A 1,239-nucleotide genomic window follows, 5' to 3' on the forward strand; every position below is an offset into this window, starting at 1 on the left:
CAACTAGAATTATAAGTGGACACCTCGTTAACAGATTTAAGATAATAGACGTAACGAGGAGGTGTTCACATGGGTGAACAACGGCAAAGGTACAATGATGAATTTAAACAACAAACGGTAAAATTTATTCAAGAACAAACGAAATCTGTAGCGGAAATCGCTGAGGAGCTCAACATACCAGCGGGAACGCTTCATCAATGGGTAGCGAAGTACCGTCAATTTGAAAGTGAATCTCTTGCGAGTCCAGAGAAAGTTCGTCAACTCGAACAGCTCTTGAAAGAGAAGGAACGTGAACTCGCAGAGAAAGATCGCCGGATTTCCGAGACTGAAGAAGAACTTGCGATTGTAAAAAAGGCCGTGCACATCTTCAGCAAACCAAAGAACTAAGGTTCCAGTTCACCCCAGATCATCGCTCTGAATTTTCAGTGGAGAAGATGTGTCAGACACTCGAGGTATCGAGGAGCGGTTACTACAAATGGTTACTTGGAAAAGTTGTTGTGAACAGCTACCAGAAGCGAAGAGCAGCCCTCTTAGCACGCATTACATTCATCTTCCATGACTGTTTTGGCCGGTACGGAAGTCCTAAAATTACTGAGACTTTAAAGCGTGAAGGTTGGACGGTTTCTGAGCGTTTAGTAGGGAAACTGATGAAAGCCAATGGGCTTCGTTCCTGCGTTTCCAAGAAGTTTCGAGTAAATACCACTGATTCAAACCATGATTTTTCGATTGCACCAAACGTGCTGAATCAGAACTTCCAAACAACGGCGCCAAACAAGGTTTGGGTAACGGATATTACCTATATTCCGTGCCGACAAGGTCGTTTGTATCTAGCAAGTGTTTTGGATTTATACACACGCAAAATTGTAGGTTGGAAGCTGGGAGACCGTATGACGACCGACTTAGTTCTCGCTGCCTTAGATCAAGCCTACGAGGCTCAAAAACCTCCTGAAGGCCTACTGCATCACTCCGATCGTGGCTCACAATATGCATCAGAAGAATACCGCGCAAGACTTAAGAGATACCATATGCAAGCTAGCATGAGTCGAAAAGGTAACTGTTATGACAATGCCTGCATCGAATCTTTTCATAGTGTGCTAAAGAAAGAGTTTGTTTACTGTACGAGATTTTTGACCAAAGCCCAAGCACAACAAGATATGTTCGAGTACATTGAACTTTTTTACAATCGTAAAAGGATCCATGGCTCTTTGGGTTACCTTTCACCAGTTCAATTTGAAAAAA

General features: G+C 43.0%; 1 protein-coding gene and 1 pseudogene. Both read left to right on the forward strand.

The annotated features are described in order from the left end of the window. The first annotated feature begins 69 nt into the window (after nt 1-69). Entirely contained in the window at nt 70-387 is a 318-nt protein-coding gene (locus tag AC58QC_RS30335; RefSeq protein WP_497418672.1) for a transposase, read from the forward strand. Between the two features lie 20 nt (nt 388-407). Further along, nucleotides 408-1,239 (forward strand): annotated as a pseudogene (locus AC58QC_RS30340) (IS3 family transposase); the annotation flags it as partial.

This window comes from Paenibacillus sp. J22P51 (assembly GCF_059692215.1).